The following is a 19,444-nucleotide window of genomic DNA, read 5'->3' as shown; positions in this document are numbered from 1 at the left end:
GCGTGACCTGAGGGGAACCAATTGCGCTCCGGTGCTGTTTGTACGGGCAGGGAAGAGGGGCTGACGGGTTGATCCGGTTGCTGCGTTTTCCCGTTCTTTTCGGGAATACGGAGCGTGCCCGCATGAGTTTTCCCTTTGAGGCCCTTGCCGCCTGCCGCGCCGAACTCGAGGCGGAAGCCAGCGCGAATGACGCGCAGGCGGTTTTCCCCACGCATGGTCTGGCGCGCCTGCGGGCGCTTGGTGTCCTTTCGGCTGCATTGCCACTGGCATCGGGCGGTTGCTGGCCTGATGCAACATCCGAGGCGGCTGTCGGCCTGCTCCACCTGTTGCGCCTGGTGGGGCAGGGCAGCCTGGCGCTTGGCCGTGTGGTGGAGGGGCATGTCAATGCCCTGCGCCTTGTCAGCCGTTACGGCTCCCCCGCCCAGGGCGCCGCTGTTGCAGCCGATGTGCACGCAGGCGCGCTGCTTGGCGTGTGGGTGACCGATGGCGTGCATCCCCTGCATCTGGAACAGACCGCGCAGGGCTTGGCCCTGCATGGGCAGAAGGCCTTTGCCTCAGGCGCGGGCCATGTGGCACAGGCACTGGTTACGGCCCGCACGCAGGCGGATACGACAGTCATGCTGCGCGTGGCCATAGGGCAGGGCTGCGCCGTCCATCCTTCCATCGGTGGGTTGAGCGGCATGCGGGGAGCTGGCACGGGGCAGTGCGATTTCGACGGCCTTAACGTGACCGCGGAGAACCTGATCGGGCAGGCGGGTGACTATGTGCGCCAGCCGGAATTTTCCGCCGGGGCATGGCGGGCAATGGCCGTGACCCTTGGCGGGATCGAACGGCTCGCCACCGTGCTGCGCGCGCAGCTTGCCGCGCGCGGGCGGGCACAGGCCCCGGCCCAGCTCGCACGCATTGGCCAGGCGCTGATTGCCACCCAGACCGCAATGGACTGGACACGCAGGGCCGCGCTGGTCGCCACCATGCAGGACCGCTACGCGGCGGGTGACATCACCGCCACCGTCAATCTGGCGCGCATTGCGGTGGAGCGGGCGGGGCTGGAGGTGATCGAACTGGTCCAGCGCGGGCTGGGGCTTTCGGCCTTCATCAACACAAACGTGGCGGAACGGCTGACCCGCGATCTGGCCACCTATCTGCGCCAGCCTGCCCCGGATGAAACATTATGCGAGGCGGCTGCATGGTTCACGCAGCGCGACATGCTATGCACGGAGGAGGCCTTTCCATGAAAGCCGCCAGCATGCATGCGGCGTGGCGCAACCTGCCGCTGGCCCCGCTGGCCGCCATCACACCCGGCGCGGCGCTGATCCTGGCCCCGCATGCTGATGATGAAAGCCTGGGCTGTGGTGGCCTGATTGCCGCGTGTTGTCAGGCCGGGCAGCCGCCTATTGTCGTTATCGTGACCGATGGTGCGGCCTCGCACCCCCATTCGCGCCAGTGGCCGGCAGCACGGCTGCGGCAACAGCGGCGGCGCGAGGCCCTGCGCGCGCTGGCCTGCCTGGGGCTGGGGGCGGAGCGCGTGGTGTTCCTCAACCAGCCGGATGCGGCCACCGCGCATGAGGGGCCGGTGTTTGACCGCCTCGTGCACGATCTGGCCCGTCTGGCTGCACGGCATGGTTGCACCACGGTTTTCGCGCCGTCGCGGCTTGATCCGCATTGCGACCATGAAGCCGTATGGAAAATGGGCCTTGCCCTGCGCCACCGTCATGCCCTGATGCTGCTGGCCTATCCGGTCTGGGGGTGGCTTGTGGCGGCGGAAACCGAGCTTGGCCTTGGCCCACCCGTAGGGCTGCGGCTGGACATTACACCCTACCGCGCGCTCAAGGCCCGTGCCGTCAGCGCGCATGAAAGCCAGTATGGCGACCTGATTACCGATGACCCTACCGGTTTCAGCCTGCCTGCCAGCCTGCTGGCGGCGCTGATAACGGATTTTGAGGTTTTTCTCACGCCATGAGCGGGGCAAGCTGGCCGCGCGCCGTGTTCGAGCGCATTCATGCAACCAGTTCCGACCCATGGGGGGTGGGAAGCCGCCCCTATGAGCGCAATAAATACCGCCACACCCTTGCGCTGCTGGCAGGCCAGCGGTTTCATCATGCGCTGGAACTCGGGTGTTCCATCGGTGTTATGACCGTCCGTCTGGCGCGGCAATGCGACCACCTGCTGGCCGTGGATGTAGCTGAAGCCGCCCTTGTGCAGGCACGCCGCCGCTGCGCAGGACTGGAGGGGGTGACGTTTTATCGTGGGCAGTTACCTGATGGCTTTCCTGATCTGCCAGCAGCATCGTGTGACCTGATCATTATTTCCGAACTGCTGTATTTTCTCTCACGCGCCGATATTGCGCGGCTCGCCACCCATTGCCTGCGCGTGCGACAGGCAGAAGCCCCGATCGTGCTGGTCAACTGGACCGGGCCTACCGATACGCCCTGCAATGGCAACGAGGCCGCCCGTCATTTCGTGGCTGCGTGCCTTGCCGCCGGGCTGAAGGTGACACAGGCCCAACATCATGCACATTACCGGCTGGACATGCTGGGGGCATGTTGCAAGACAGGATAAGCCGTAAAAGCAGCTTCAAGGCATGCTGCCTTCTCTGCCTGCATCATCCATCAAGCACTGGTAGGACCGGGTCCTGCGCATGCAACAGGCGCAGCACGATCCGGGCTGCCTGCCTGTGTTCGGCCACAAGGCCCGCGCGCCTGACAGGGCGGCGGCGCAGAAGGGGGCTTGCGGCCTCAAGCCTGTCCCACGCCAGGCCAAAAAATGGTTCCGCGCAGGTCTCGATCAGGGTGGCGGAGGGCACCATCAATTGACGCGCCAGTTTTTCGGCCCGTGCCCGCCAGGGGCCATGCCGCACGGGCTGGCCCCATAACTGGCGCAGGGCCGCGCGGGCCTGGGCACGGTGCAGGCAGGTCATGGCGGGCTCCAGGCTTGCATCCAGCATTTCATCCTGCCGGATCAGGCGGCGGGCCATGGTATCGGCCATGCCGCCGCGCGCGCGCCCTGCAATCCGGCCTGATACGCTCACCCACACATCGGGCGCGTGGCGGATGGCGGCATCCACGCGGCGCAGGGCGGCCAGAAATCCGCGGTCCTCGCCCAGTGGCACGGCAGGAATGCCGCCAGCCCTGTGGTACAGGCCCACCCGCACCGCAATGCTGGCTCCCGAATGCTCGACATGCCGTGGCCATGGGTCATGCGGATCAGGGTCAGCAAGGTCATGGATGCGGTCGAGCATGGTGGCATAGGCGGTTTCCGCCCTGTCATCATCATGCAGGCAGGCGGGCAGGCGCGCGGCCTCCACCGGGTCGATTAACGCGCGGCCACACACGGCATCGGCCCCTCTGGCAAAAGCGGCGAGGGTCCGGGCAAGCCAGTCCGGCGCCACCACGGCATCGGCGTCGGTCGTGAACACGATGCCTTCCGGCCCGGCGCGTTCAGCCGCGTGGGTCATGGCGGCGCGGCGTGCAGTGCCGGCATGGGCCGTTGCGGGTGGATAGGTGCGCTCAACCACATGAAGGGCAAAAGGCAGCCTGCTGCCCAGCGCCGTTACGTTGGCAAATGTCGCATCGGTGCAGTTGTTGAGCAGCAGTACCACATGGCTCAGGCGGGCGGCGTGCTGGCGGGCGAGGGCGAGCAGGCAGGGGCCAATGCGCTCGGCCTCGTTCCGCACGGGAATGGCCGCGACAAGGGGGTGATCGGGCTGCATGGGTCACCTGTGGGCCGGGAGAATATTAAACGCCCGACGCGCCGCCCCGGTTCCATCAGCGCGGCTCATGCCGCTGCCAGATGGAGGCCGCCGAGAGCGCAGGCCTTAAAACCGTCGCATCGTGGCGCACGATGGCAAAATCCGCCCTGCGTGGCTGGCTGTGGTCCGGGCAGCTCAGGGGCACAGAACAACGGGCGCAGGCTGTCAGGCCCAAACGCGGGCGAGCACATGCTTCATTTGCCGTTCAGGCAACATGCCTGCCCAGGACTGGTATCGTGACAGCCCTGTATCGATCTACAAAAAACGATCATGCATAAATACCGGCAAGAACCATTATTGAAGGGCTTGTTGATAAGGCTATAGGCCACCCGTTGGCCTGCCGATCAGACAGGCGTGACCACGTTGCATAGAACTATTTTTAAAAAGGCGCGTTTTACATTGAAACCATAACAACAAAAAGGTTTTTTCATCGTGAATGGCGATACTTTAAAGCATGATGATTTGTCCTATCGCGACAGCGTGCAACAAGGACGCCGGAACGCCTTTCTTTTCGCCGGGGCCGCCGGGCTTGCCGGGCTTATGTTTGGCCTCGATACTGGTGTCATTGCCGGTGCGCTCAAGTTCATGGGCGTTGACCTCGGCGCCAATGAGCGCGCGCAGGAATGGATTGTCTCCTCGCTCATGCTGGGTGCGGCAGGCGGCTCGCTTCTGGCCATCCCGGTTTCGCATTACCGGGGGCGGCGGGGGGCGATGTTCTATGCGGGGCTGCTGTTCCTGCTTGGCACCGCCCTGTGTTCGCTTGCCCCGTCCATCCCCGTCATGATTGCAGGCCGTGTCTGTCTTGGCATCGGGGTTGGTTTCGCGTCTTTTTCAGCACCGCTCTACATTGCCGAAATTACCGAAAAGAGCCAGCGCGGCACGATGATTTCGCTCTACCAGCTTGTCATTACCGCAGGCATGCTGCTGGCTCTCCTGTCAGACAGCCTGCTTTCCTATGGCGGGCACTGGCGGTGGATGCTGGGTATTCTTGCGGTGCCAACGGTGTTCTTCATCCTGGCCACGATGCGGGTGCCGTATTCCCCACGCTGGCTGGCCATGCATGGACGCAGGCGTGAAGCCCGGGGCGTATTGCAAAAAGTGCGCGGATCCCGCGAACGCGCCAATAACGAACTCGACCGGATCGAGCAGAACCTTCGCAAAACCGAGGGCAACGGCTTCGAACTCCTCAAAACCTCCGTCGGTTTTCGCAAGACACTGGCCCTGGGTATGGCGCTTCAGATGTTCCAGCAGCTCGCAGGCATCAATATCCTGCTGTATTACGCCCCGCACCTGCTTGAACATCTTGGTTTTTCGGCCCAGGCGGCAGTGTGGTGCACAACATTGCTTGGCCTGGCCAACATGGTGGCGACCGGCGTGGCCATTGTGCTGATCGACCGATGGGGGCGCAGGCCGCTGCTGCTGGTCAGCACGCTCATGGCCTCCTTGAGCCTGTGCGCGTTCGGGTTTGTGCTGTTTGCGCATGTGGGGGGCACCCTGGGCAGCATTGCCATCATCGGGCTGCTGGTTCTGTTCACGCTGGGCTATGCCCTGGGTGAAGGACCGGTCCCGTGGACCATGTGCACCGAGATCCAGCCCCTGCAGGGGCGCGGGCTGGCCATAGCGTGCTCCACCTTCGCCAACTGGATGACCAACTGGCTGATCAGCAATGTGTTCCTGTCCGTCATGAGCCTTATTGGAGATTACGGCATCTTCTGGCTTCTGGCCGCCTTCAATGCGGTTTTCTTCCTGATCGGGTACTTTCTTGTGCCTGAAACGCGGGGCTGCTCGCTTGAAGATATCGAGCAGCGGGTCAAGGCAGGCTACCCCTTGCGTGAAATCGGGCAGCCGGGACGCAGGTAAACTATTAAAACCGATAAAAGTTTTTGGGCGCTGTCTTTTGAAGCTTTTTGAAAAAAGCTTCCCCAAAAACTTCTGTCTTTCCAGTTCCAGTCCCAAAAAAGCCAGCCACACCGGGAAAGCGTTCCGGTGTGGCTGGCAAAAGGAGGGGCCTGATTGTTGCGTGTCAGTGCAGGTCGGGGTCAGCCGTGTGTGCAGGCTACCAGCCCGCACGCGCGTTCAGCGCCCGATGACGGATGGCCGAGGGCAGCATCTCGCGCAGGATGTTCATCGCGGCCTGTGGGGAAAGTCCTGTCTGGGTGGAGAAACGCTCGAGTTCCGTCGGGCGGAACAGGGCGCGGATCGTGCTTTCATCGGCATGCGGGGCCTTGTCGTGCTCCTGCCATGTACGGATCAGCGGCAGCATGCCTGCTTCCTCCGCGCGGTGTTCGAGCATGCTGGGTTCGTCTGGCGCGGGCAGGGGGCCAAGAATGTCGTTGAGAACCGACAGCGCGCCGGAACGGTCACCTTGCGCGCCTGTCAGGAAATCACCGATGCGGGTGGTCATGTCGGTTACGTTACGCGAAATCGTCATGTGAACCTCCGAAAAAACGGTAGCGGGGCACTGACTGGCCAAGCCATGGCGCACCCCGGTCACGGGACGGTATTATTTGCCCTGCACGGTGTCCCGGCATGCAGGCGACAGACGGGTGACCTTGCGGTGCATGCAGGCTTCAACCTGTCTTGTATCCGGTATGTCCAGCGGGCACAGCCGCAGGGCATCGGCCTTGCAGGCCGCGACCTGCTGCGGTGTTGCCGGGTCATCGGCATATGCATCTGCTGCTGCCCCGATCCCCAACCCTAATGCGATGGGGAGGGCGGGGAGAACGGTGAACCGCATCCTGTATCCTCCTTGTTTTTTCAATAGGGTGGCAAGGGGAAAACGCGCCTGGCTCCACGGGGTTCAGCCCGCCTGGAAGGCGTAAGAAACACGTTGCCGTGACAATTGCGCGGCCCCTGCCACGGCTTTACATGCCCGGTGCGCTGGCGGCACCCGGGCTCTGGTCCTGTGCCGCCTGCTGGGGCGAGCCGGTGGGGCCGCCCGCGCCTTCGCCCACGGCATTGCCTGAGGGGGCTGCGGGATCGTGCGGGGGAGGCGCGTCCGCTTTTTTTTCCGCCGAGCAGGAAATGCACGCGTCCTCCCCGATCCGGCCGCTACAGGCCATGAGGGGCAGGACAAGCCCCATGCCCACCGCAAGGGCGCATGACCGGGCGATGACCTTCAGGGGCATGAAGCGGGATGGTGTGGTGGTCGCGGCTACGGGCACGGAATCCTCCTTGTTGCTTCAGGAGGCTGTTTCAGAAAACACCATGCCGGGTAAAGGACGGGCCAGGCCTGCCACAGGCCATGGTCGACCGGCAGGGGACCTTGTGAAACAGCCTGCCTCGTTCACAACGGGTAACCTGCGCCACAGTTGCATGCGCCGTGCCAGCAGCGGCTAAGGAGTGCCGCGATGGCGTGGCACGATGCGCGCGCCTGCCACGCTTGCGCCCGGCGGCAGGGTGCACAGCCCGGTGCGGCCATCAGGTGTTACGCGCCATGTTCCGCCGCGCTGTTTGCAGTCCTGGGCCGGGGGCAGGTTGCGCGCCATCAGCGCATCGCCACAGCCCGCAAGCCCGAGCAGGCCCAGCAGGGCGAGCCGGGCAGGACAGCGTGATTTCACTGCGGCCGGGCGGAATGATGGCTGCGGAACAGCGCCCATTCCTCCATCACGGTGCCATCAGGCAGGTGGCACCAGCCTGTTGTGCCCTGCGGGGACGTGCGTGCTTCAAGCCTGCCGCCCAGATGCAGGCAGTAGGCGGAAGCCGGGTTGGGCATGCCGATCCGCGCGGCCTGCGCCGGGCCATGGTGGCCAGTACAGGCACCCAGCGCAACGATTGCGCCAAGGGCTGCAAGCCGTGTCAGGATATTGCGGCCGGGGATGGGGAATGGGTTCATCATGTCATTTCTCGTGCCACAGGCAGCAAAAGGGTGTGGGGGGCTTGATAACAGGCTGGCGGCCATCGGCAAGACCGGGCAGGCGGATCAGGGCGCGTGACGGGTGGGCGGCAGGGAGGCCTGCACCGCGCCAAGTGCCGCGCCATGGCCGAGCGCGCGCAGCATGATGGCCAGGTTGGCATGGTCCATGACCGCGCTGTTGGTCAGGCGCGGCAGGCCATGGGCATCATACCACATGAGCCAGAACCGCTCCCCTTCCGGCGCGCGCACATATTCCAGCCACAGCGTATCGCCCGTGTCGGCGTGTGTTGCCAGGGGCGTGGGCAGCACGCTGCCGCGCGCCTGCCCCCTGCCGTGCGGGTGGCCGTGGCGGGTATCGGTACGATAGCGGGCATTGGCGCAGGTAAAGGGCTCGGTCATGATACCAACCCCTACGCCACCCCACGCAAAATGTGAATGACCCCGATGGACACGGCCCGCATCGGCGCGTATGGGAGGCCGCATGTCTTCCATAAAGCCCCCCCATGGCGTGCGGCTTGGCATAGATTTCGGCACGACCAATACCGTTGTGGTGGTGCTGGACGCCAAGGGCCAGCCGCAGCCCGCGCGCTTCCATTTTCCCCATCACCCGCCCACCGAGACATGCCGCACGCTGCTATGCCTGTGGCATGACGAGATGCAGCCCCGTGGCCGGGCATTGCAAGAAGCCATAGGCGCTGCCGCGGTGGATGCCTACCTTGAAGACCCGGCGGAAAGCCGCCTCATCATGTCCATGAAGTCGTATCTGGCGCAGTCATCCTTTCGCCAGACACGGCTTCTGGGCCAGGTCATGACGCTGGAATCACTGGTTGCGCGTTTCCTGTCATGCCTGATGCGCACGCTCGATATCGACCCCGCCCGGGTCAGCGCCACCGTGGGGCGGCCGGTGCATTTTGCAGGTGTCCGCGCCGATGACGCCTTTGGCGAGGACCGCCTGCGGGCAGGCTTTGCGCAGGCGGGCTTCCATCATGTTGACGTGGCGCTTGAGCCTGAGGCTGCTGGCTGGCATTTTGCCCAGCGCCTGACAGGGCCCGCCACCGTTCTGGTCGGCGATTTTGGCGGCGGCACGAGCGATTTTTCCATCCTGCGGTTTGACCCTGCCAGCGGGCAGGGCGCAACCCCGCTGGGCTATGCGGGTGTTGGCATTGCAGGCGACCAGCTTGACTACCGCATCATAGATAACGTGATCGCGCCCGAACTGGGCCGCAACACAACCTACCGCGTAATGGGCGGCCAGCCGCTGCCGGTGCCCGCCGAATGGTATGCGGCCCTTGGCCGGTGGCACCGTCTGGCCCTGATGCGCACGCCCCAGACACTGCGCGACATGGCCGATGTGGCCCGAACGGCCGCCGAGCCGGAAAAGATACGGGCGCTGATCGACATCATCGAAGCCCAGCAGGGCCAGGCGCTGTATCGCGCGGTAGGCCAGGTCAAGCGGGACCTGTCCAGCGCGCAGAGCGCCACGCTGGATTACGAATATGGCGACGTGCGCATTCACCGCACCATAACCCGTGCGGAATTCGAGGGCTGGATCGCGCCTGACCTCGCGCGGTTTGATGAGGCGGTGCAAGCAGCACTGGAACGCGCCAGCCTGCCCGCAAGCGCCATTGACCGCGTGTTCCTGACCGGCGGCACGTCCTTCGTGCCCGCCGTGCGCACGCTGTTCACCCGCCGCTTTGGCGCAGACAGGGTAGACATGGGCGGTGAGTTCGTATCCGTGGCGGAAGGGCTGGCGCTGATGAACGGGTGATGACACCCTGATACCAGTGACATCGCAGGGGGCAGCGTGAAGCACATCAAGGTCATGGCGGATTATGCATGCTACCCGCTATGGCATGCTGGCCCCCGCGCGGGGGACGGCGATTTTGATCCCGCTACCCTGCCGATTTCCGATGACCTGAAGAAGGCTCTCGATGCATGGCAGCGTGCATTTGATGCCATCCTGGACTGGGACGACCCCGGTGGCCCCGATACCGGGTTCGAAACGCCAGACGCCCGTGATGCCTTTGACCAGCAGGGGATTGAACTGGCCGCGCGGCTGCAACGCGAACTGGGCACGCAATATCAGGTGAGCATAGAGGCCTGCGGGGCGGGTTATGTCAGGACCCCTTCAAGGGGTTCGGGTCGTGGGCCCTGGCATTCCCTTGATTCCACCAATTCCTGATGACCGGATGGCAAAAGGCGGATCCTGCCCCGATTTTACGCGCAGGCCGACTGTATTCTCCTACAGGATTGATCCTGTCGCGTATGCCGGGCCGAAAGAGGCGGCTCGAAGGCCATGCGTGCCGATTGCCTGTTCCCTGCAGGCCGAAGGGGTGCTTAATCTGCGGGCATGAAATCGATCATGCCCGGTACGCTGCCTGCTGCCCCCACCCGTATCAACCGCCGCCTGCGTTGCGCCAGCATGCTGGCCGCGGCCCTGCTTGCAGGGTGTGCCGGGCCGGTAAGCGTGCGGCAGGTCTCGCTGGTGCACAGCTACCGTACCGCCACGCGCACGACGCTGGCGGGGCGCGAGGCCAGTGATAGCACGCTGATCGTGCTGCGCCGCCACGGGCTGCTGCCGCTGTGGCGCAGCAGGCCTGACAGCGCCATTGCCACCCTGCGCACCCAGGCGGCGGGGCGCGATGATGAAGCCGATGTGCTGTTTGCGCTGGCCGAGCTGAGTTACAGGCAGGGCCTGCGCCACCACCGTGCACAGGATTTTCTGGCAGCCAGCCTCTATGCCTATGCCTATCTGCAGCCGGGGCAGGCGGATGGTCCCAGCCCGTATGACTTACGTTTCCGGCAGGCCTGTGACCTGTACAATCTTGGCCTCGCGGCAGCCTTTCCGGCCCCGGTCAATATTGCCAGCCAGAGCCGCGCCCTGCCGTTTGGCACGCTGGAGCTGAGCGCTGATCCCGCCCAGTTGCGCTGGCATGGGCGCGTGCTGGACAATATCCGCCCTACCGCGACCCTTGGGGTGGGCGGCATCAATAACGTCTATCACACTCCCGGCCTTGGCGAGGCCCTGACCGTGCTGGCCCGCGCCACGCCGGCAGCGCCCGCCCGCCCGGCCAGCAGCGGCCAGACGCTGCAGCACGCAGGCGATCATGCGCCATCCGCCGTGGCTGACATTGCGGCACCGGCGCAGGATGACGCGACGCGCAACCGCGCCACGCCACAAGATCAGGCGCCCCCTGAAGGTACGCCCGATGGCAGCTTCGTCATAGCGGAAAAGCTGCGCCTGCCCGCAAGCCTGGTGCTGGAAATGGATAACCCGCGCACGCAGGTGCTGGGCGAGCACCCCAGCGGGCGGCTGGTGCTGCGCATAATGGATGAAAGCCCCGACACCCCCATTGCCCATGCCCGCGTGCCCGCCGCCTATGACCAGACCACCGCGCGCGCCCTGAGCCTGGTGGATACCGCGCTGGGCACCAAGGAATACCGGGGGTTCTTTGATGGCACGACCTATGACGGCACCCGCCCGCGCCTGATCGCCATGAACCCGCACCACCATGGCAGCATGCCCGTGGTGTTCATACATGGCACCGCCTCCAGCCCTTACCGCTGGGCCAGCATGGTCAATGACCTGCTGGAAGACAGGCGCATCCGCGATCATTTCGATTTCTGGTTCTTCTCCTATGCCACGGCCAATCCCATCCCCTATTCGGCGTGGCAGCTGCGCCATGCCATTACCGAGGCCGTGGCCAGCCTAGGCGGCGTGCAGGCCGACCCCGCGCTGGGGCACATCACGCTGATTGGCCACAGCCAGGGCGGGCTTCTGGCGCGCATGCTGGTCATCAACCCCGGTGACAGGCTGTGGGATGGCACGGCGGGCCGGCCTCTTTCCAGCTTTCACCTCAATGCCGACACCATGGCGCTGATCAGGCAGACCATGTTTCCCACCCCCATGCCCGAGATCGACCGGGTGGTGTTCATCTCCACTCCGCAGCATGGCAGCTACCTTGCGGGCAAGTCGATCGCCCAGTTCGTGGGCGGCATGGCCAGCCTGCCGCTGCGGGTGACCGAAACCGCGCGTGAGATCGTGACCGGAGCAGGTGACAGCACGCATGTCGACAACCGCATTCCCCGCCTTGGCAGCGTCTATGCCATGTCGCCGCACAGCGCGTTCATGCGCACGCTACCCACCATTCCCATCATGCCCGATGTGCATGTACACTCCATCATTCCCGTATGCGGGGCAGGGCGGGACCTGGCCCATGCCGATGATGGCGTGGTCTCCTATGCCAGCGCGCATATCCCTGATGTGGAATCAGAACTGGTCGTGCGCCATTCGGAGCATTCCACCCAGTCCAACCCCTTCACCATAGCCGAAGTGCAGCGCATCCTGCTTGAACAGCTTGCCCAGTATTCATCCGGCCCGCAGGCGCAGGCCACGCACACTGCCACGCGGCCATGAGCAGGCCCGTGCTGCACCGATGGCACATGATCGGCCTGCGATCCGTTCTGGGCGTGGTGACAGTGATGGGCACGGGGGCGCTGTATTATTCCACCCTCATGCCCGATGCGTTGCGGCTGGGCCTGAGCGCGGCATTCGCCGCCGTGATGGTGGGGGCAGGGTGGCTGCGCCCGGCCCGGCTCGGGCATGCGGCGCGGGGCGTTGCGGTCGTGGCACTCACGGGCTGGTACGTGACCGACCCGCCGCGCAATGACCGGGTCTGGGCGGAGGAATACGCCATACCGGCCGATGCATGGCGTGAGGGCAATATGGTGCATGTGCGTAACGTGCGCAATTTCCGCTACCGTTCGGTCACCGATTACCTGCCTGCATGGTATGACGCGACATATGACCTGGGCAAACTCGATCGGGTCGACCTGGTTACATCCTATTGGGCGGGTGAAAACATTGCCCATGTCTTCCTGAGCTTTGGCTTTAGCGACGGGCAGCATCTTGCCATGTCCATCGAAACCCGTAGGCAGGCGCGTTTTCCCTATTCCACCATTGCGGGTTTTTTCCATCATTATGAACTGTTCTATGTCACGGCCGATGAGCGCGACCTGATTGGCGTGCGCACGGATGTGCGCCGGGAGCGGGTCTATCTGTACCGGCTTGATCTCTCGCCCGCCGTGCGCGAACGGCTGTTCCTGAGCTATGTGCATGCGATCCATGACATCATTCGCCACCCGCTATGGTACAATACGCTGGGTGACAACTGCACCACCGGCATCCTGGCCCGCGCGGGCGCCCAACTGCGCTACCGTTTTGACTGGCGCATCATACTGAGCGGCCACACCGCCAGCATGGCCTATGACATGAACCTGCTTGGCCCCTATGACCCGAAGCGCTACCCCGATTTTGCCGCCCTGCACGGAGCAAGCCGCATACAACGCCCGGCTGGTGCCGTTATCGGGCCGGATTATTCCACCGCCATCCGTGCCATGCTGCCGCCGCCCGAGGGGCCCTAGATCATATCAGCCTCGATACAATTGTCTCGACTGTGGCAAAAATGTGGCACAGCTGATTGCAACATTTCACAATGATTTGAAATCTTTTTTATTATTACTAAATGTTTCTCCATAAAATGTAAAATATATACCGTTTTTAACGTCTGCCCTGCCATTTTTCCTGAAAATTCCACAGCAGCATGTCTTTTGGGTCTGGATTTTTACCAGTGGGGCCTTTATTTCAAAAAATAGAAAATATCGATGCAATTCAAAAGATATAATATTTTTTGTTAAGTTAATGGAAAACTATTAATGAAAAAATCTGCTATTGCGGGCTGCCTTACCGCTGTTCTTCTCGTTTCCGGCTGCGCTTCCGCCGGTAATACTTCCATCAAGAACGAGACGGGCGCCACCATCGACCAGAAGATTCATGATAACGTGACCACCAAGCAGCAGGTGCGGGACATGTTTGGTGACCCGATGGACACCCACTTTACGGATAGCGGGCATGAAGAGTGGAAGTACTCTTTCGTCACCAGCAAGGCAAACGGCACGAATTTCATTCCCTATTACGGCGCATTCTCCAACGGGTCGCACGGCCAGGAAAAAAGCCTGACCATCATCTTCAACGGGAATGTCGTCTGGCATCACACCATGTCGTCTTCCAACATCAAGGCACATTCGGGCATATAAAATATCTGTAATGGAAGTGAGATTACGACTTCCTTACACATAAAATATGACAACCTGACTGATGGCACGGCTTTCTTCGGAGGGCCGTGCCACAGGCATTGATGTGGTAGCTGGCAGGATCTGGCCAGCAGAGCTGAAGCTGCATGCCCTACCGCATGCGGGCGCGTGCTCTTGCCGCAGGCTGATGATGCGCTCATTATCGCGCCCACTGAACCGTGGAGACGTGATATGCCAACCCTGTTCACCCCGCTTGAGGTCGGTGCCCTTACGCTGCCCAATCGCATTATCATGGCGCCGCTGACGCGCCTGCGCGCTGGGCCTGACCATATCCCCAACGATCTGATGGCTGATTATTATGCCCAGCGCGCGCTCGCGGGGCTGATCCTGTCGGAGGCCACGCCTGTCACGCCGCAGGGTATCGGCTATGAGGATGTGCCGGGCATCTGGTCGGAAGAACAGGCGGAAGGATGGAAAAAGGTGACCGCCGCCGTGCATGCGGTGGGTGGGCGCATCTTCATGCAGCTATGGCATGTGGGCCGCATTTCAGACCCGTATTTTCTCAATGGCGAGGCCCCGGTTGCGCCGAGCGCCATTGCGGCAAAGGGCCATGTCAGCCTGCTGCGCCCAAAGCGTGATTATGTAACGCCCCGCGCGCTACGCACAGATGAAATACCGGGCATTGTCGCAGCCTTCCGCCGTGGGGCGGAACTGGCCAGGGGCGCAGGATTTGATGGCGTGGAAATCCATGGCGCCAATGGCTACCTGCTCGACCAGTTCCTGCAGGATTCGACCAATCACCGTACCGACCGGTATGGCGGCCCGATCGAAAACCGCGCGCGGCTCATGCTTGAAGTGACCGATGCGGCGATCGAGGTCTGGGGGGCAGACCGGGTGGGCATGCATCTCTCGCCGCGCTGCGACCTGCACGACATGGGGGATTCCGACCCCGCCGCCACCTTTGGTTATGTCGCGCGTGAACTTGGCCGACGTGGCATTGCGTTCATCTGCGCGCGTGAGGCGGAAGGACCGGACAGCCTTGGCCCCCAACTCAGGAAACAGTTCGGTGGTGTTTATATTGCCAACGAAAAATTCACGCCCGCCAGCGCGGAAAAAGCCGTTGAGGCAGGCCGGGCCGATGCCATTGCCTTTGGCCAGGCCTTTATTGCCAACCCTGACCTGCCTGAACGCCTGCGCACGGGAGCGGAACTGACGCCACCTGATCCATCCACTTTCTATACCCATGGGCCGGAAGGCTATATCGATTACCCCACGCTTGGCGCGGCGGGCGACTGAACCCGATCTGGCCGGCTCCTCCCGTCAATGCGGGGGGGGGAGAGGGGGCGTAGGTTGGCCTGCCTGATTGTGGGGGAGGCTGAAACCGGCCTTACTGGCCCTGCCGGGTCCGGGCGATCAGGTCATAATCGGCGCGGTAGATCTGCCTGATCCGCTCAACCTGCGCGGGGCTTGGCAATTCGCCTTTTTCACCGGCTGCCGTGGCATTGACATGCGCAATCGGCCCACTGCCAAATGGTGCGATAAAGCGCTCGATGCGGGCCATTTCATCAAGCATGAACAGCCGGTTGACTGCAATGGCGCCATCGCGCCCGGTCAGGTACCATGTCTGTGGCCGGAAAATATGGTCGACATGGTAGGGACTGCGTGCCTGCGCCACCAGATCGAGCGCATCATCAAGATCACGCAGCGCCATGTAAGAGCCTGAATCAGAAAGCGGTTTGATTGATTTTTCGCAGAACTCTGCGGATATGGGCAATCATCAACCACGCGTGGGATGACGAGATTGTTGCCTCGACATCCTTCGTGAGGCGACGGCAGCGTCCGAGCCATGCAAAGCTGCGCTCCACGATCCAGCGTTTGGGCAGGACGACGAAGCCTTCGGCCCGATCGCTACGCTTGACGATCTCGATCGTCCATCGGCCGAGTTCAGCCAGCGCACCACGCAACTTCTCGCCGGCATACCCGCCGTCACCGATCAGATGGCGAAGCCAGGGAAACAATGAGCGTATTCTGGTCGCTACCAGCGGCGCGCCATCACGATCCTGAATGTCGGCGGGATGCACGACGGCTGCCACGACATGACCCAGCGTATCGGTCGTGATATGCCGCTTGCGGCCCCTGATCTTCTTGCCCGCGTCATAACCGCGTGGACCGCCGTTTTCAGCAGTTTTAACCGACTGGCTGTCAATAATGCCTACCGAAGGCGTGGCGTCTCGCCCGTCCTGCTCACGCGACAGGATCACGAGAATATGGTTTATCGCTTCCCATCGTCCCTCGCGGATCCAACGGTAGAAATAGCCCTGCACGGTCGTGAAGGCGGGAAAATGACGAGGCAATTGTCGCCACTGGCAACCCGTAGTGACGATATAGAGGATCGCCTCCATGACCCGGCGCAAATCCGTACGTCGTGGTCTCCCCAGTCGTTTCTTCTCGGGCATCAAAGGCGCAATCAGCGCCCACTCCGCATCGCGAAGGTCGCTTGCATACTCCAGGTCGTCCCGGCGATACTGCGCGCGGGTGATTTCAGTCCAGGCCATCTTGATCTCATCAGGTTATCGCAAACCCATGAATCATAATCCACTGAAATCACTCAACTCATTTTCGGTCAGACACTAAGATGCGCGGAACCCCTGCGCCACCTGCCGCGCCCCGCTACCGCCCGCGCGGGCATAGCGATAAGCCGACAGGAAGCGCTGGACCGGATCGCGCAGGATGGCGAATGACGGAAAGCGCACCAGATCGGGCAGGCGGCGCTGGAAATACCGTATGGTTTCATGCCCTACATCCATGCCGTACAGGGCACGGGTTACGGATGTTCCGGCATTTTTGGGCACATGGATGAACAGGAGGCCGCGTTCGCGCACCATCGCCGCGCGCCGTTGCCGCTTGGGGCCTGGGGGGTAGGGAACATGGAGTTCACTCAGCCGCTCATGCACATCGCTGGACATTTTGACACGAAGCACGGGCTGCAACAGCGTTTGCATATGAAACTGGTCCGATCAGGCCCGAGGCTCAAGGTAAGGATGCATTCATTATCCTGCAGGGTAATGTTACGGTGCATTACCAAGGTAAACCGATTGCAACAATTCCTGCGCCACGGCTGCACGATTTTGTAAAACAACGCCCAAGGCTGCCGCTGCCGGAAGCCGATGCAGACAGGCGCGCGGACCCTGCGCCCATAATGACAGTTCGGTGCTGCTTCTTAAAAAAAGCGTGAAGAAATGCCGCCCTTTTGCAGAAGGCGGCATTGGGAAACCTGGATCAATGGATCGTCTTGAAATCCGTTTTCAGATCGTCACGCTGCCATCAGGCCGTGTGTTGACCTCGCCCGCGCGATCGGGGGCATCGATCAGTTCGGGCAGGCGATCGGCAAGGAGGGCGCGGGGGCGGCCGATCCACATGCCGTCGCGCAGATGGTCGCGGCGCGGGTTGCTCGTGTTCGGATGCACGAGAAGGCTCAGCCCACCATGGTTGAGCATGAGCCAGGGTACGAAGGTTGCGAATAATCCTGTCTCGAACGCAATCTGGTACATGGGGGCCACATGGGGGCCGACCGCCACGTCATGCCAGCGCCCCAGCCTTACGGCAAAGCGCTCGGCAATGCGGTCTCGCAGTTGGCCTGCGGCCTGCCGTGTCGTGGCGTCATCAAAATAGACATGCACATGATAGCTTGCAATCTCGGCCAGGGTGCGGGGGGCGGTCGTCTCATCGTTCATGTGTCGTGCACTTCCTGCGCGGCGGGTTAATTGCGTGGAGCAGGCAGGGTAATGCGCGTTTCGGTGCGCATGGGCTGCCTTACGGTGTGAAGCATGGTGGACATGCCCCATTTGCGGCCATCAAACGTGGCGGTGCTGTCAAGCACGCTGAGCGTGTTGCCGGTAAAGTCCATCCGGGTATCGAAGGTCATGGGGTGGGTCTGGCCGCGCAGGGTCAACTGCCCCACCATGCGCGAGGCCACGCCCCCATTGACGATATGCGGCCGGCAATCGCCCACGTAGCGCGCGGTGGACCAGCGATCCGTGCCCAGCATGCCGCCTGATTTTGCGGCCTTGCGCTCCAGTATGGTGTCCATGTGCACGGTGGTGGCGTCCATGTTCAGCTCTACATGGCAGGTCTGGCGCGACAGGTCATAATCCAGCGTGCCGGAAACCTTGCCGAACTGCCCGTCCATCGCGCCTATCACGCTTGTGGCATGCAGCAATACGGTCGTATTGGCCGGGGTGAGGGCCAGGTGCTGGATTTCGGCATGGGCGGCAGTGGTCGTTACGCCCAGCGAGAGCGCTCCCATCATCACGAGGGACGCGGTCTGGCGGCACAGGGAAGGCGGGCAGGGTTTTCCGTATCGTGTCATGGCATGGTAACGCGCAGGACAGCGCGGGGTTGTGCAGGCATCGGGTGTCCGGGTTCGGATGGGCCGCCACCCCGGCAACGGGCATGGCAGGTATGGAATGCCCCTTCAGTGCCCCCCGAATGCGGCACCAGTAGGGCAGGCGGGTGGCCACGCCATTACTTCCATACCCACTTGCCCACTACGCGCCCATTGATCACGAGGTCGGAGGCATCGACCTCATCAACCGGATAGGTCGGGTTGACGCTGATGATGCGGATGCGCGGCGGGCGGGAATTGGGCACCAGCATCAACTGCTTGATGACCACGCCCATGCCGTTCCACAGCACATACACGCCATCGGGCGAGGGGATGCGGTGGCCCGTATCGACCAGTACGCGATCACCCGCCACGAATTCCGGCTCCATGGAATTGCCCGCGACACGGATGATGGCAAGCCCCCCGGTATCGGGCAGGTAATTGCGGATGAAATCACGCGGGATGCGCCATGAATCCAGCGTTGGATGGCCTTCACCATCGCCTGCGGCCGTGTGGTCCACGATCGCACCGGCACCGGCCTGGGGCGAAATGTCGTATTCATGCACGGTCACCGCGCCATCCTCGTTATGCACGGGCATGCTCGCGCGTTCGGCACGGCTTATGCTCTCGTTGAGGTCCGTGGCACCGGGCACGATGCCACACAGGGCCCAGACTTCGGATGCGGCAATGGGTGGGTCACCCCGATCGGTCAGGAGCGGCACCAGTTTACGCACCAGTTCAACGGGAATGAAGTCTTTTTTCAGCTTGTTTTCATAAAAGGCGTAGCTGGAAAACTTTTCCCCCATGCCCACGTCGCGCGCCAGCGCCCGCACGGTGTAACCCGCCCGCTCCCGCAGGGCCTTGAGCCGCGAGGCCGCAACACTTGCCCCGCCACCACTGCCGCCGCGCAGCAGGTCGCTTGCGGTGCAGCCCAGTACGGCGGCTACTTTTTCGAGCCGGTCGCCACCCGGATTGCGGGATTTGCCGCGCAGGATATCATGCACGTAGGTCTCGTTCAGCCCGGCCAGATCGGCCAGACGTTTTTTGTTGAGGTTCAGCCGCTCCATGCGGCGTTCAATCTCAGCGGCGGCGGGGGAGCGTGTCTCATCCATAATGGGAAATATCCCACATCATTGGCACAAGGGGTAGAGGGGATATATCCCATTATCATCAATTTCATGGGACTTGTCCCATAAAAACTTTCTTCTAGGCAGGAGCGGACGAAAGGGAGGGGGCGCTTTCATGCAGGAAAGGAAATTCCACATATGATACTCTATTAATTTACTGATAAAAATATATTTTGAAATTCGGCCTTTCAGAAAAATATTCACTACAAATGAAATTATAATTACTTATTTTTAAT

At 62.4% G+C, this 19,444-nt stretch carries 24 protein-coding genes; 10 read left to right on the top strand and 14 right to left on the bottom strand.

Annotated elements, in window-relative coordinates; genetic code table 11:
* The first annotated feature begins 122 nt into the window (after positions 1-122).
* From OQZ28_RS11050 to OQZ28_RS11040, 3 genes are read left to right on the top strand one after another with little or no spacing between them, the layout of a single operon-like run.
* Positions 123-1,235 (top strand): acyl-CoA dehydrogenase, encoded by a 1,113-nt coding sequence (locus OQZ28_RS11050; RefSeq protein WP_458136140.1) that lies wholly within the window; start codon positions 123-125, stop codon positions 1,233-1,235.
* Entirely contained in the window at positions 1,232-1,960 is a 729-nt protein-coding gene (locus OQZ28_RS11045) for a PIG-L deacetylase family protein (RefSeq protein WP_458136139.1), read from the top strand. Before OQZ28_RS11050 ends, OQZ28_RS11045 begins: the two co-directional genes overlap by 4 nt.
* On the top strand, positions 1,957-2,559 hold the full coding sequence (locus OQZ28_RS11040; RefSeq protein ID WP_458136138.1) for a class I SAM-dependent DNA methyltransferase: 603 nt from the start codon (positions 1,957-1,959) through the stop codon (positions 2,557-2,559). Before OQZ28_RS11045 ends, OQZ28_RS11040 begins: the two co-directional genes overlap by 4 nt.
* A gap of 43 nt (positions 2,560-2,602) precedes the next feature.
* On the opposite strand, the gene OQZ28_RS11035 is transcribed toward OQZ28_RS11040, so the two are convergent.
* Positions 2,603-3,709: a glycosyltransferase gene (locus OQZ28_RS11035; RefSeq protein ID WP_458136137.1), complete on the bottom strand. Its 1,107-nt coding sequence runs from the start codon at positions 3,707-3,709 to the stop codon at positions 2,603-2,605.
* Between the two features lie 471 nt (positions 3,710-4,180).
* On the opposite strand from OQZ28_RS11035, the gene OQZ28_RS11030 reads away from it, so the two are divergent.
* Positions 4,181-5,608 (top strand): sugar porter family MFS transporter, encoded by a 1,428-nt coding sequence (locus tag OQZ28_RS11030; protein WP_458136136.1) that lies wholly within the window; start codon positions 4,181-4,183, stop codon positions 5,606-5,608.
* A 196-nt stretch (positions 5,609-5,804) separates the two neighbouring features.
* Here the strand turns inward: OQZ28_RS11030 and OQZ28_RS11025 are convergent, their stop codons facing one another.
* The 6 genes from OQZ28_RS11025 to OQZ28_RS11000 form a co-directional block, all read right to left on the bottom strand.
* Positions 5,805-6,179: a hypothetical protein gene (locus tag OQZ28_RS11025; protein ID WP_458136135.1), complete on the bottom strand. Its 375-nt coding sequence runs from the start codon at positions 6,177-6,179 to the stop codon at positions 5,805-5,807.
* Between the two features lie 72 nt (positions 6,180-6,251).
* Positions 6,252-6,485: a hypothetical protein gene (locus OQZ28_RS11020; RefSeq protein ID WP_242621863.1), complete on the bottom strand. Its 234-nt coding sequence runs from the start codon at positions 6,483-6,485 to the stop codon at positions 6,252-6,254.
* A gap of 127 nt (positions 6,486-6,612) precedes the next feature.
* Positions 6,613-6,912 (bottom strand): hypothetical protein, encoded by a 300-nt coding sequence (locus OQZ28_RS11015; RefSeq protein WP_458136134.1) that lies wholly within the window; start codon positions 6,910-6,912, stop codon positions 6,613-6,615.
* 171 nt (positions 6,913-7,083) lie between these two features.
* Entirely contained in the window at positions 7,084-7,308 is a 225-nt protein-coding gene (locus OQZ28_RS11010) for a hypothetical protein (protein ID WP_458136133.1), read from the bottom strand.
* Positions 7,305-7,586, bottom strand: a complete 282-nt coding sequence (locus tag OQZ28_RS11005) for a putative hemolysin (RefSeq protein ID WP_242621864.1) — start codon at positions 7,584-7,586, stop codon at positions 7,305-7,307. The genes OQZ28_RS11010 and OQZ28_RS11005 overlap by 4 nt, the downstream gene beginning before the upstream one ends.
* An 84-nt stretch (positions 7,587-7,670) precedes the next feature.
* Positions 7,671-8,003, bottom strand: a complete 333-nt coding sequence (locus tag OQZ28_RS11000; RefSeq protein ID WP_458136132.1) for a hypothetical protein — start codon at positions 8,001-8,003, stop codon at positions 7,671-7,673.
* 82 nt (positions 8,004-8,085) lie between these two features.
* On the opposite strand from OQZ28_RS11000, the gene OQZ28_RS10995 reads away from it, so the two are divergent.
* From OQZ28_RS10995 to OQZ28_RS10970, 6 genes are all read left to right on the top strand, one after another.
* Complete coding sequence (locus tag OQZ28_RS10995) at positions 8,086-9,372, top strand: Hsp70 family protein (RefSeq protein ID WP_458136131.1); 1,287 nt, start codon at positions 8,086-8,088, stop codon at positions 9,370-9,372.
* A 36-nt stretch (positions 9,373-9,408) separates the two neighbouring features.
* On the top strand, positions 9,409-9,786 hold the full coding sequence (locus OQZ28_RS10990; RefSeq protein ID WP_458136130.1) for a hypothetical protein: 378 nt from the start codon (positions 9,409-9,411) through the stop codon (positions 9,784-9,786).
* Positions 9,787-9,966: 180 nt separating this feature from the next.
* On the top strand, positions 9,967-12,021 hold the full coding sequence (locus OQZ28_RS10985) for an esterase/lipase family protein (protein WP_458136129.1): 2,055 nt from the start codon (positions 9,967-9,969) through the stop codon (positions 12,019-12,021).
* A 26-nt stretch (positions 12,022-12,047) separates the two neighbouring features.
* Positions 12,048-13,028: an Lnb N-terminal periplasmic domain-containing protein gene (locus OQZ28_RS10980; RefSeq protein WP_458136216.1), complete on the top strand. Its 981-nt coding sequence runs from the start codon at positions 12,048-12,050 to the stop codon at positions 13,026-13,028.
* Between the two features lie 291 nt (positions 13,029-13,319).
* Entirely contained in the window at positions 13,320-13,700 is a 381-nt protein-coding gene (locus OQZ28_RS10975) for a hypothetical protein (RefSeq protein WP_130731938.1), read from the top strand.
* Positions 13,701-13,928: 228 nt separating this feature from the next.
* Complete coding sequence (locus OQZ28_RS10970; RefSeq protein WP_458136128.1) at positions 13,929-14,993, top strand: alkene reductase; 1,065 nt, start codon at positions 13,929-13,931, stop codon at positions 14,991-14,993.
* Positions 14,994-15,084: 91 nt separating this feature from the next.
* Here OQZ28_RS10970 and OQZ28_RS10965 read toward each other — a convergent pair whose 3' ends face one another.
* The 7 genes from OQZ28_RS10965 to OQZ28_RS10935 form a co-directional block, all read right to left on the bottom strand.
* A complete protein-coding gene (locus tag OQZ28_RS10965; protein ID WP_458136127.1) occupies positions 15,085-15,408 on the bottom strand; it encodes a hypothetical protein in 324 nt (107 codons plus the stop codon).
* A 13-nt stretch (positions 15,409-15,421) separates the two neighbouring features.
* Positions 15,422-16,252: an IS5-like element IS1032 family transposase gene (locus tag OQZ28_RS10960; RefSeq protein ID WP_035366909.1), complete on the bottom strand. Its 831-nt coding sequence runs from the start codon at positions 16,250-16,252 to the stop codon at positions 15,422-15,424.
* Positions 16,253-16,327: 75 nt separating this feature from the next.
* Positions 16,328-16,699 (bottom strand): sulfotransferase family 2 domain-containing protein, encoded by a 372-nt coding sequence (locus OQZ28_RS10955; RefSeq protein ID WP_458136126.1) that lies wholly within the window; start codon positions 16,697-16,699, stop codon positions 16,328-16,330.
* A gap of 66 nt (positions 16,700-16,765) precedes the next feature.
* A complete protein-coding gene (locus OQZ28_RS10950) occupies positions 16,766-16,963 on the bottom strand; it encodes a hypothetical protein (protein WP_458136125.1) in 198 nt (65 codons plus the stop codon).
* Positions 16,964-17,002: 39 nt separating this feature from the next.
* Positions 17,003-17,431: a DOPA 4,5-dioxygenase family protein gene (locus OQZ28_RS10945; RefSeq protein ID WP_458136124.1), complete on the bottom strand. Its 429-nt coding sequence runs from the start codon at positions 17,429-17,431 to the stop codon at positions 17,003-17,005.
* A gap of 26 nt (positions 17,432-17,457) precedes the next feature.
* On the bottom strand, positions 17,458-18,066 hold the full coding sequence (locus OQZ28_RS10940; RefSeq protein WP_458136123.1) for a YceI family protein: 609 nt from the start codon (positions 18,064-18,066) through the stop codon (positions 17,458-17,460).
* Between the two features lie 155 nt (positions 18,067-18,221).
* Positions 18,222-19,193, bottom strand: a complete 972-nt coding sequence (locus OQZ28_RS10935; RefSeq protein ID WP_130731946.1) for a helix-turn-helix domain-containing protein — start codon at positions 19,191-19,193, stop codon at positions 18,222-18,224.
* Positions 19,194-19,444: the final 251 nt, after the last annotated feature.

Source organism: Komagataeibacter sp. NFXK3 (genome assembly GCF_054182245.1).
Note: the sequence above shows the minus strand (reverse complement) of the source record. Positions and strands in the feature narration are given on the sequence as shown.

Excerpts from the sequence above, each read along its gene's own strand:
- OQZ28_RS11035 (WP_458136137.1), bottom strand. The coding sequence starts at position 3,709 with ATGCAGCCCGATCACCCCCTTGTCGCGGCCATTCCCGTGCGGAACGAG.
- OQZ28_RS10960 (WP_035366909.1), bottom strand. The coding sequence starts at position 16,252 with ATGGCCTGGACTGAAATCACCCGCGCGCAGTATCGCCGGGACGACCTG.
- OQZ28_RS10985 (WP_458136129.1), top strand. The coding sequence starts at position 9,967 with ATGCCCGGTACGCTGCCTGCTGCCCCCACCCGTATCAACCGCCGCCTG.
- OQZ28_RS10995 (WP_458136131.1), top strand. The coding sequence starts at position 8,086 with ATGTCTTCCATAAAGCCCCCCCATGGCGTGCGGCTTGGCATAGATTTC.
- OQZ28_RS10965 (WP_458136127.1), bottom strand. The coding sequence starts at position 15,408 with ATGGCGCTGCGTGATCTTGATGATGCGCTCGATCTGGTGGCGCAGGCA.
- OQZ28_RS11040 (WP_458136138.1), top strand. The coding sequence starts at position 1,957 with ATGAGCGGGGCAAGCTGGCCGCGCGCCGTGTTCGAGCGCATTCATGCA.
- OQZ28_RS11005 (WP_242621864.1), bottom strand. The coding sequence starts at position 7,586 with ATGATGAACCCATTCCCCATCCCCGGCCGCAATATCCTGACACGGCTT.
- OQZ28_RS10940 (WP_458136123.1), bottom strand. The coding sequence starts at position 18,066 with ATGACACGATACGGAAAACCCTGCCCGCCTTCCCTGTGCCGCCAGACC.
- OQZ28_RS10945 (WP_458136124.1), bottom strand. The coding sequence starts at position 17,431 with ATGAACGATGAGACGACCGCCCCCCGCACCCTGGCCGAGATTGCAAGC.
- OQZ28_RS10975 (WP_130731938.1), top strand. The coding sequence starts at position 13,320 with ATGAAAAAATCTGCTATTGCGGGCTGCCTTACCGCTGTTCTTCTCGTT.
- OQZ28_RS10950 (WP_458136125.1), bottom strand. The coding sequence starts at position 16,963 with ATGCCGCCTTCTGCAAAAGGGCGGCATTTCTTCACGCTTTTTTTAAGA.
- OQZ28_RS10970 (WP_458136128.1), top strand. The coding sequence starts at position 13,929 with ATGCCAACCCTGTTCACCCCGCTTGAGGTCGGTGCCCTTACGCTGCCC.
- OQZ28_RS10935 (WP_130731946.1), bottom strand. The coding sequence starts at position 19,193 with ATGGATGAGACACGCTCCCCCGCCGCCGCTGAGATTGAACGCCGCATG.
- OQZ28_RS11025 (WP_458136135.1), bottom strand. The coding sequence starts at position 6,179 with ATGACGATTTCGCGTAACGTAACCGACATGACCACCCGCATCGGTGAT.
- OQZ28_RS11020 (WP_242621863.1), bottom strand. The coding sequence starts at position 6,485 with ATGCGGTTCACCGTTCTCCCCGCCCTCCCCATCGCATTAGGGTTGGGG.
- OQZ28_RS11045 (WP_458136139.1), top strand. The coding sequence starts at position 1,232 with ATGAAAGCCGCCAGCATGCATGCGGCGTGGCGCAACCTGCCGCTGGCC.
- OQZ28_RS11000 (WP_458136132.1), bottom strand. The coding sequence starts at position 8,003 with ATGACCGAGCCCTTTACCTGCGCCAATGCCCGCTATCGTACCGATACC.
- OQZ28_RS10980 (WP_458136216.1), top strand. The coding sequence starts at position 12,048 with ATGATCGGCCTGCGATCCGTTCTGGGCGTGGTGACAGTGATGGGCACG.
- OQZ28_RS11050 (WP_458136140.1), top strand. The coding sequence starts at position 123 with ATGAGTTTTCCCTTTGAGGCCCTTGCCGCCTGCCGCGCCGAACTCGAG.
- OQZ28_RS10955 (WP_458136126.1), bottom strand. The coding sequence starts at position 16,699 with ATGCAAACGCTGTTGCAGCCCGTGCTTCGTGTCAAAATGTCCAGCGAT.